Below are 8,406 nucleotides of genomic sequence, written 5' to 3'. Positions count from 1 at the left end.
CGCCTGCATCGTTCCGCTTGATGCGTATTATCGCGACTTGTCGGCGCTGACGCTGGAAGAACGGGTGCGCTGCAACTTTGACGAACCCGCAGCGTTCGACTGGCCGTTGCTCGAAACCCACCTCGATGCGCTGGCACGAGGGCAGGCCATTGAGATGCCCGCCTACGATTTCGCCATCCACACGCGCAAGCCTGAGTCTGTTCGCGTCGCCCCGCGCCGATACATCATTGTCGAGGGACTTCTGGCGCTTTGGTCCGAGAAGCTCAGGGCCATCAGTACACTGCGCATGTATGTCGACTTGGACCCTTCGCGTTGCCTGTCGCGTCGTGAGCAACGCGACGTGGCCGAGCGAGGCCGATCCGTCGAATCTGTACGTAAGCAGTTCGCGCAGACCGTCGCCCCGATGGCCGAGCGCTACGTAGCGCCGACCAAGCGGTATGCCGACCTCATCATTCGCGGCGATGCTCCCCTACGCCAATCGCTTCATGAAGTGCTTGAACGTTTGAACGCTTCGCCGTCTACTTCTTCGTTTTGATGAAGGCGTCTTTCACGGGCGTCGCGATCCAGCACTTCGGCGGCTTCAACCCGAAAATATGCGCGACGGTGGGAGCCGTCTGATAGGAGTCCACGGGCTCGGGAATCTCATAATGGGCTTTGATTCCAGGACCGGCGATGATCCACGGCACTTCTATCTCCGCCATGGTCGATCCTCCGTGTCCTTTGTCTTTGCCGCCGTGGTCGGAGACAACCATAACGACAGTCTGCTCTTCGATCTTGGCATCCTTGATGGCGGCGACAATGTCGCCCACGAACTTGTCTGCCTCCGTGACGGATGCGTAATACTCGGGCGATCCGTGGCCCGATGCGTGACCCGCGTGATCGACGAGGTCGAGATGTACAAAGAGAAGCGTAGGTTTGAATTCCACGATGTACTCGCACGCGCGCCGCGCAGTCAGCGCCGCGCCTTTTGGATTAGCCGCCCGATTCACCATGTCACGCTCGAACAAGCGCCCGAAATCGCCCCATTCATAGAGTGCCGCCGTGTTGGCATCGGGGCGTTGCTGACGGATTACGCTGAAAATAGTCGGAAACATCCCGCCCGGCCCTTTGACCGTAGGGGCGATTTCGAATTTGTCGAGCTGCCAATCGTTCGACGTTATACCGTGCTGCTCGGGACCCGCGCCCATCAAAATCGACGCCCAATTGGAACTGCTGCTGGTGGGCATCACGCCGCGCGCATGAAGACTGTACGATCCCCGCTTCATCAGTTCATCCATGTTGGGCGTGTCCGCCTTTTCAAGGCCGTCCGGACTCATGCCGTCGACACCGATAATCACAACGTGCTCCGCTATCGGAGCAGCCGCAAAAACGGGCGTCACGCACACGAACGCAGCCGCACACAGCGCGGCGTGCACGAGCCTAATCTTCAATTTGCGCATCATTCAGTCTTCCTCCCGACGGACGCAGCCGTCCCACGCAATCCGTTCGGCCACTATCACGGCACAGCGTGGCCAAAGCCCCCCTGACTATAGTCCTGCAAACTAAGCAGTCCGTTAGCAAAACTCCGTACGTGCGCGCACCCGGAGTATCAGCCGACAAAGCGCAACAGGTGATAATTCTTCTTCCCCGATCGGATCACCGCGATGCGTTCGCCGCAAAGCGAATCCGCCGACAAGCGCGCATCTTCCTGAGTGACGCGCTCATTGTTCAGGTAGAGTCCGCCGTTCTGCACCAAACGCTTACCCTCTCCCTTACTCTTCACAACGGCGCTTTCGACCAGAACATCCAGCAACAGCCGGTTCGCGGAGAGCGCATCTCGCGGCACGTCGCTCGATGGGACCTCGCTGAAGATATCTTCCAGCGTGGCATCGTCCAATCCCGAAAGCGAACCTCCAAACATCGCCTGAGAGGCATGAACGGCCTGGTTTAATGCATCGTCGCCGTGCACCAATCGCGTGACTTCCTCGGCTAGACGCCGCTGCGCGGTGCGCTTCTCGGGCGCCTCGCGCAACTCGCCATCGAGCCCCTCGACTTCCTCACGGGACAGGAACGTAAACAGACGCAGCAGACGCGACGTGTCGGCGTCGGCCTGATTGATCCAGAACTGATAGAACTTGTAGGGCGATGTGCGCTTCGGGTCAAGCCACACCGCGCCGGCCTCCGTCTTGCCGAACTTGGTGCCGTCGGACTTCTCCAGCAACGGGAACGTAATTCCGTACGTGTCCTTGTTTTCAAGGCGGCGCGTCAGGTCCATCCCCGCAACTATATTGCCCCACTGGTCACTGCCGCCCATCTGAATACGGCAGTCGTGCGTCTGGCAGAGATGCAGAAAGTCATAAGCCTGCAACAGACTGTAGGTGAACTCCGTAAACGAAATACCCTGGTCGCGGTTTTCCAGGCGTTGCTTGACGGATTCCCGCGCCATCATCACGTTCACGGAAAACAGCTTGCCGATGTCGCGCAGAAAATCAATCAACCGCAACTCGCCCAACCACTCAAGGTTGTTGAGCAACAAGGCACCTCGCGGACCGGAGAAGTCCAGGAATCGTTCCAGTTGCGCTCGGACGCCCGCGGCGTTCCTATCGATGTCTTCGCTGGAAAGAAGGCGCCGCTCCTCGGACTTAAAACTGGGGTCGCCAATCATTCCCGTGCCGCCTCCCACTAACGCGATGGGGCGGTGTCCAAAACGTTGCAGCCGCATCAGGCCGATGACGGGCAGCAGGTGTCCGATGTGGAGACTATCGGCCGTGGGATCAAACCCGACGTAAGCCGTGAATGACTGCGTCTCCAATCGTTCGGCCAAGTCGTTATGAGTTACCTGGTGAATAAATCCACGCCAGGTCAATTCTTCAAACAGAGACATAGTCGTTCTCCAGGGGTCACAACTGCGCGGTACGCGCAGGGATTCTCACATAGCAGCCACCAAGGAAGGAAGAAGTCAACAGGCATACGCGCCGCGGGCACACGGAGCGCCCGCGGAAAACCCCTCACATACTCGTTCAGATCGCGTATTCATGCCGGGAATCGTAGCAGAGCCGCGCGAATGCGCGCAACGAACGCTCAGAGTCCCGAGCGCAGCACGGCATCGCAGATCGGACCGCGCGATTTCGCCCCCTTAAGCACCAAATGGGCATAGTTCTGCGTGCCGCGCATCATGCGCACGATCCAGTTCAATGCGTTGTTTGACTCGTTCAAATACGGATTGTCCACCTGCCGGGTATCGCCCAGGCAGAAACACTTTACGTTCTCGCCCATGCGCGTCAGCACGGCCCGGATCTCCGTCCGCGACAGGTTCTGCGTCTCGTCGATGATCACAACCGCATCTTCGATGTTCATACCTCGGATAAACGCGAGGGGAAGTATCTCGAATCGATCGGTATTGTATCGTCCACCGGATTCATTGGGGTCATGGAAGATCTTGTTCGCGGGACGAATGGCGTGCAGTTTTGTGATCAACCCGTACAAGTATCGAATGTAAGGATCGAGCTTCTCATTGACGTCGCCGGGCAAGTATCCCATCTTTGCCCCGATTTCGATCATGGGCTTTAGCACATAGATCTTCTCGAACCGCTTCTGCTCGAGCACAAGGCAAAGCGCTGCCGCGAGGGCAAGGTAGGTCTTTCCGTAACCCGCTTCGCTCTGAAGCGTGACAAGGTCGATGTGCTCGCTCATGAGCAGCTCGAAGGCCAGATTCTGGTAGACGTTTCGCGGTTTGACCTTCCAGACCTCATGCTCGTAGTCGATTACTCGGGGTCCGTCGGGGCTGAAAAACAAGGGCTTTCCTTCATGCCACGCGAAACTGTTCGGTATGCGCTCCTCGTCCTCCTTCACGAATCCGGTGTACTGCTGAGACTCTGACTCATAGGGATGGGAACTCTTGTACTCCTGGCTGCGAACTCCGCTGAATTCCGCCAGCAACTGGAGGATGCGGTCGTTGGTTACGAGAATGGGATCGGTCATCCCCCCGCTCTGAACTTCCTTGAGTATCTGCAAGTCAACATTGGGGATGAGGGGTTCGTCCCCCTCCTTCCGAATGAGCTGAATGACCTCCAAGTTGTCGCGAATGGAATCGATCGCCTTCGCCACCAGGTGCTTGACCCGCGGCTCTTTCTTCAACTTATTCAATTCAAGGATCACATGAAACGGTATGCCGACCGTGTTCTCCTCTCCGTTGCGCAGAATGTGAATGCAGTTCGGATCTTCAAGCAGGGCGTTGGTGTCGAGTACGTAGCACTTTTTCATCTTGAACCTCCACGCGCAGGCCGCCCTTCTGGAGCGGACACGCGATTCCGCGAGAGAGTATGGACGTGCCGTCGCCGGGCTGAACCGGGACACGGGGAGTAGGGGAAATGCGGTAGACTCCGCCCGTTGAGAAGAATGGCAGGGTATCGGGCGGGGAAGCTGTCCGGCCAACCGCAGCCGACCGCGTCTGCCCTCTGCTAGCAAATGCCCCTGCCTGGGGCCGTCTCTCCGACCGCCTAAGACGTATGGTGGAGCTCCTTCGATTGTGGCCGAGCCATTTTTCACCGGTTAGACCGGTCTGCCCAGCCCCGCGTGAGGCCTCATCACCGTCGATGGATTTTTGCGCAGAACATGCCGCGACCCCTGGTAGCGCCATGTTCTAAATGAAGCATAACACACAATATATGGAAACGCCAGAGAAATAACCACAAGATACAGGTTGAAATTCTACCATCTCCCGCAGGCTGCGGCAGACCCGGACTGGGCTGCCTTCCTCAAGGAATATGGTATCGGGTGAAAGCGTTGCGGTATGCATTGCAACGAGTTATGACAACTCGAACGCAGTTTGCTGACGTGCTATACTCTCGCGGAATTGGTCGAACCCCGCCACACGCGCGATTTCGACTCGGTCTCATTCATTGGTTGACTGCGGTGCAAAGCGCCTGTGGGGCGAATTGTATCCAGCCCATGCTGCGAGGAGCGAAGGGAATCCTGAACAGGGGATACCTGCATCCGACTCTCTGGCAGCCCAGGGCGAATGGTCTTTGGTTTTTGCCGGTAGTACCGTCCGTGACGGATCCTACCTCCCAGCGAAAAGGGGCGCACTGGAATGGCGTCTCCAGGAGGTTCTCGCATGAACTGGAAGAAATTGAATCCTCCCTCGGAAGCAGTAGACGTGTTGTCGAACTGCACAAACGTCATTGTTGCCAATACGTCCAAAGAACTCATTGACTTGGCATGCGGTGGCCCCGGCAGCAATTACTATGAGGTCGCCTACGATATCCCCGGAAGGGGCCGGCTACTGGAGGCCCGAGTTGCGCGCGTTCGCAATGGCGTTTCCGCCAACTATGTGGAGCCCTACATGCGCCGCCGCGACCCGGACTGCATGTTCATGGGCGATGAACTCCCCACGGACAAACCGACGTTCGTCAGCCGGTTCAATCGTGCCTTCTCGGGCGTTCGCACTGAAACGCTGGAATGGTTGAAGCACGAAGAGCTGGCTGTATTTGCGTTTCAGGCGGGTCGCGAAGGCATGGGCATGGACGCCATGGTGATCGCACCGTCTAACGCGGGTTTCTTCGCGCTGGGCCTTGCCCTGCTTCAGGGCATCATACCGGTAGACAAACTGCCAAAGACGTTCAAGCCAAGGCTCGTCATCTATGTGGCGCCCACGTTCCGGCACACCCATTTCAAGGGTAGGCAAGTCGTCGTGCACAACCGCACGGAAGACCTCCACGAAGTCTTTTCCTACAACCTTTACCCTGGTCCAAGCGCCAAGAAAGGCGTTTATGGCAGCTTGCTGAGTCTCGGGGAAAAGGAAGGGTGGGTAACGGCTCACTGCTCGACCGCGCAGGTCGTTACTCCCTACGATAACATCGTAACGATCATGCACGAGGGCGCCAGCGGCGGCGGCAAGAGCGAAATGCTCGAATTGCCCCACCGCGAGGGCGACGGCCGTCTCCTCCTTGGACAAAACACGTTGACCGGCGAACGCCGGCACTTGGCCATGCCCCGCGGTTGCGAGATTCGTCCCGTTACCGACGATATGGCCTTGTGTCATCCGAGCCTGCAAAAGAACGACGGAAAACTTCGCGTCGTCGATGCGGAGAGCGGCTGGTTTGTTCGCGTCAATCACATTCACGAATACGCGACCGATCCGGAGTTCGAAAAGCTGACCGCACAGCCCCCTGAACCCCTGCTGTTCTTGAGCATCGACGCCGTGCCTGGCGGGCGCGCCCTTATTTGGGAGCATGTGGAAGACGAGAAAGGCAAGCCCTGCCCGAATCCCCGCGTGGTCGTGCCGCGCCAGATCATCCCCCGCGTAATCGACGAGCCGGTGACCGTCGACGTGCGCAGTCTCGGCATACGCACGCCCCCGTGCACGCGCGAGAATCCCAGCTACGGAATCTTCGGCCTGTTCCACATCATTCCTCCCGCCTTGGCGTGGTTGTGGAGGTTGGCGGCCCCTCGCGGCTATGCCAATCCGAGCATCGTCGACAAGGGCGAAATGACCAGCGAAGGCGTCGGCTCGTACTGGCCGTTTGCAACGGGACGCCAAGTCGACCACGCAAACCTGCTGCTGCGGCAGATCGAGAACACGCCGGGAACCTTGTACATCCTCTGCCCCAACCAGCACATCGGCGCGTGGCACACCGGATTCATGCCGCAGTGGATTGCCCGCGAGTATCTGGCTCGCCGCGGTATGGCAAAGTTCCGCCCCAACCAGATCCGCGCGGCGCGTTGCCCCTTGCTCGGGTACGCGATGCACGACCTGACCGTGGAGGGCGTGAGCATTCCGCTGTGGTTCCTGCAGGTGCATACTCAGCCCGAAGTTGGCGAGGAGGCTTACGACGCGGGCGCGAAGATACTCGACGACTTCTTCCGGAAGCACGTGAATGTCTACCTCACGCCGGAATTGGATCCTTTGGGTAAACAGATTATCGAGTGCTTCCTGGACGGCGGAAAGTTGGCGGACTACCGCGCCTTTGCGCCTTCGGAATGGATGCCGCAGTTGGATCCAAAGCCTGTAGGCGCATAATCAAATTGCCATCTCACTCGCGAGTCGCCTACAGTGATTGCAGGCGTTCGAGGAGTTGGGCATGAAGCGAAACAGCATTGTTGGGGTGGCGCTGCTGGCATTGCTGGCTGGGTGCGCCACGTCCCAGTCCAAGAAAGAAGCCGAGAAGAAGCTTCCTACGCCCGCCGAGCAATTGGCGGCAAAGGCTGAAGAATTGCGGCAAGCCGTTGAAGCGGATACAGGCAACGTCGAGTTGCACTACCGCTACGGGAATGCCCTGTTCGATCTGCAGCAGTATCCGGCGGCGCAAGCGCAATACGAAGCAGCCATCGATCTGCAGCCCGACTTCGCAGCGGCCCACTGCAATCTCGGTCTTGCGTTGCGCCTGCAAGGCAAGTACGAAGAGGCCATCGAGTCCTATCGTAAAGCCTTGCACTACGAGCCGGACGACGTCGATACGCTGGGCAATCTGATTGCCGCGCTGCGCGCCACGGGCAAGGTCGACGAGATCCTGGAACCCATGCGCCAACTGGCGAAACTCAAACCCGACGACGTTACGGTGCAATCCGAATTGGCCGACATCCTGTTCCGCCAAAAGAAGTATGAAGAAGCCATTCCGGTGTATCAGGAAGTGATTCGACTCGACCCGGGCTTATCCGACGACTTCTACAACCTGGGGCTGTGTTACTTCAGCCTGGACAAGCTGGACACCGCGTTGACCACGTGGCTTACGGCTCTCGCACACGATCCCAAGAATGCCTCGGCCCGCAAAGGGATCGCCGTCATCTACTGGCGGCGCGGCGAATACGACAGCGCATGGAAGGCCGTGGCAGACTGCGAGAGAAACGGCATCTCTGTCGACTCCGAATTCCTTTCAAAACTCCGCGAAGACTCCGGCCGTCTCGGCCCGGGGTCATAGCCCCGAGCCGGCAATACACGAGGTGCCCGCGCGAAACAGCTAGTCGGAACATCTCCAAATTTTTCTGTAGCGCCCGGTCTCCGCCGACACACCTGCCGGCCGCCGGCGGACTGGGTGCGCCCCCTACCGGAATTTGACGGTTCAAGGGGGTGTCCCGGAAGAAAGAACTCTCGCGCAGAGGCGCGGAGGCGCAATCACGAAAACGCCGGTGGACATGATCCTGGTCCTGCTACGTTACGCCCCATATATATGCGCAAGTTCGTTGCACTGGGCCGGCAGGGGCGAGGTGGGAGAATGGAGAATGGGAGACCATTCGGTGGGGGACGAGATGGACGAGATGGACGAGATGGAGACCTGCGGTCGCAAGAGTGGCTGGGTCAGGTGAAGTTACCCCGAATTTGCGGACAGTTGAGTGGGTGTGTTTTTCGGGATTGGTTGTGCCTCGAAGTCCATCGGAGCCGTGTAGCCGATTGAACTGTGGAGGCGGTTACGGTTGTAGAAGGTTTCG

General features: G+C 58.6%; 6 protein-coding genes. 3 read left to right on the top strand and 3 right to left on the bottom strand.

Going from position 1 to position 8,406, the window contains the following annotated elements:
- Nucleotides 1–535: uridine kinase (udk, locus tag K1Y02_23300; protein MBX7259308.1), on the top strand; the 535-nt coding region annotated here is incomplete at its 5' end.
- On the opposite strand, the gene K1Y02_23295 is transcribed toward udk, so the two are convergent.
- The 3 genes from K1Y02_23295 to K1Y02_23285 all read right to left on the bottom strand — a co-directional run bounded on the left by K1Y02_23295 (nucleotide 519) and on the right by K1Y02_23285 (nucleotide 4,242).
- A complete protein-coding gene (locus tag K1Y02_23295) occupies nucleotides 519–1,442 on the bottom strand; it encodes an alkaline phosphatase (protein MBX7259307.1) in 924 nt (307 codons plus the stop codon). The two genes, udk and K1Y02_23295, sit on opposite strands and share 17 nt — an antisense overlap.
- A 146-nt stretch (nucleotides 1,443–1,588) precedes the next feature.
- Nucleotides 1,589–2,863, bottom strand: coding sequence for a tyrosine--tRNA ligase (tyrS, locus tag K1Y02_23290; protein ID MBX7259306.1), 1,275 nt, complete (start codon nucleotides 2,861–2,863; stop codon nucleotides 1,589–1,591).
- A gap of 197 nt (nucleotides 2,864–3,060) precedes the next feature.
- On the bottom strand, nucleotides 3,061–4,242 hold the full coding sequence (locus tag K1Y02_23285) for a PhoH family protein (protein ID MBX7259305.1): 1,182 nt from the start codon (nucleotides 4,240–4,242) through the stop codon (nucleotides 3,061–3,063).
- A gap of 853 nt (nucleotides 4,243–5,095) precedes the next feature.
- On the opposite strand from K1Y02_23285, the gene K1Y02_23280 reads away from it, so the two are divergent.
- Both K1Y02_23280 and K1Y02_23275 read left to right on the top strand, forming a co-directional pair.
- Nucleotides 5,096–7,000, top strand: a complete 1,905-nt coding sequence (locus K1Y02_23280) for a DUF4914 family protein (GenBank protein ID MBX7259304.1) — start codon at nucleotides 5,096–5,098, stop codon at nucleotides 6,998–7,000.
- Nucleotides 7,001–7,061: 61 nt separating this feature from the next.
- Nucleotides 7,062–7,898: a tetratricopeptide repeat protein gene (locus K1Y02_23275; protein ID MBX7259303.1), complete on the top strand. Its 837-nt coding sequence runs from the start codon at nucleotides 7,062–7,064 to the stop codon at nucleotides 7,896–7,898.
- Nucleotides 7,899–8,406: the final 508 nt, after the last annotated feature.

The organism is Candidatus Hydrogenedentota bacterium, assembly GCA_019695095.1.
Lineage (GTDB): Bacteria > Hydrogenedentota > Hydrogenedentia > Hydrogenedentales > SLHB01 > JAIBAQ01.
Note: the sequence above shows the minus strand (reverse complement) of the source record. Positions and strands in the feature narration are given on the sequence as shown.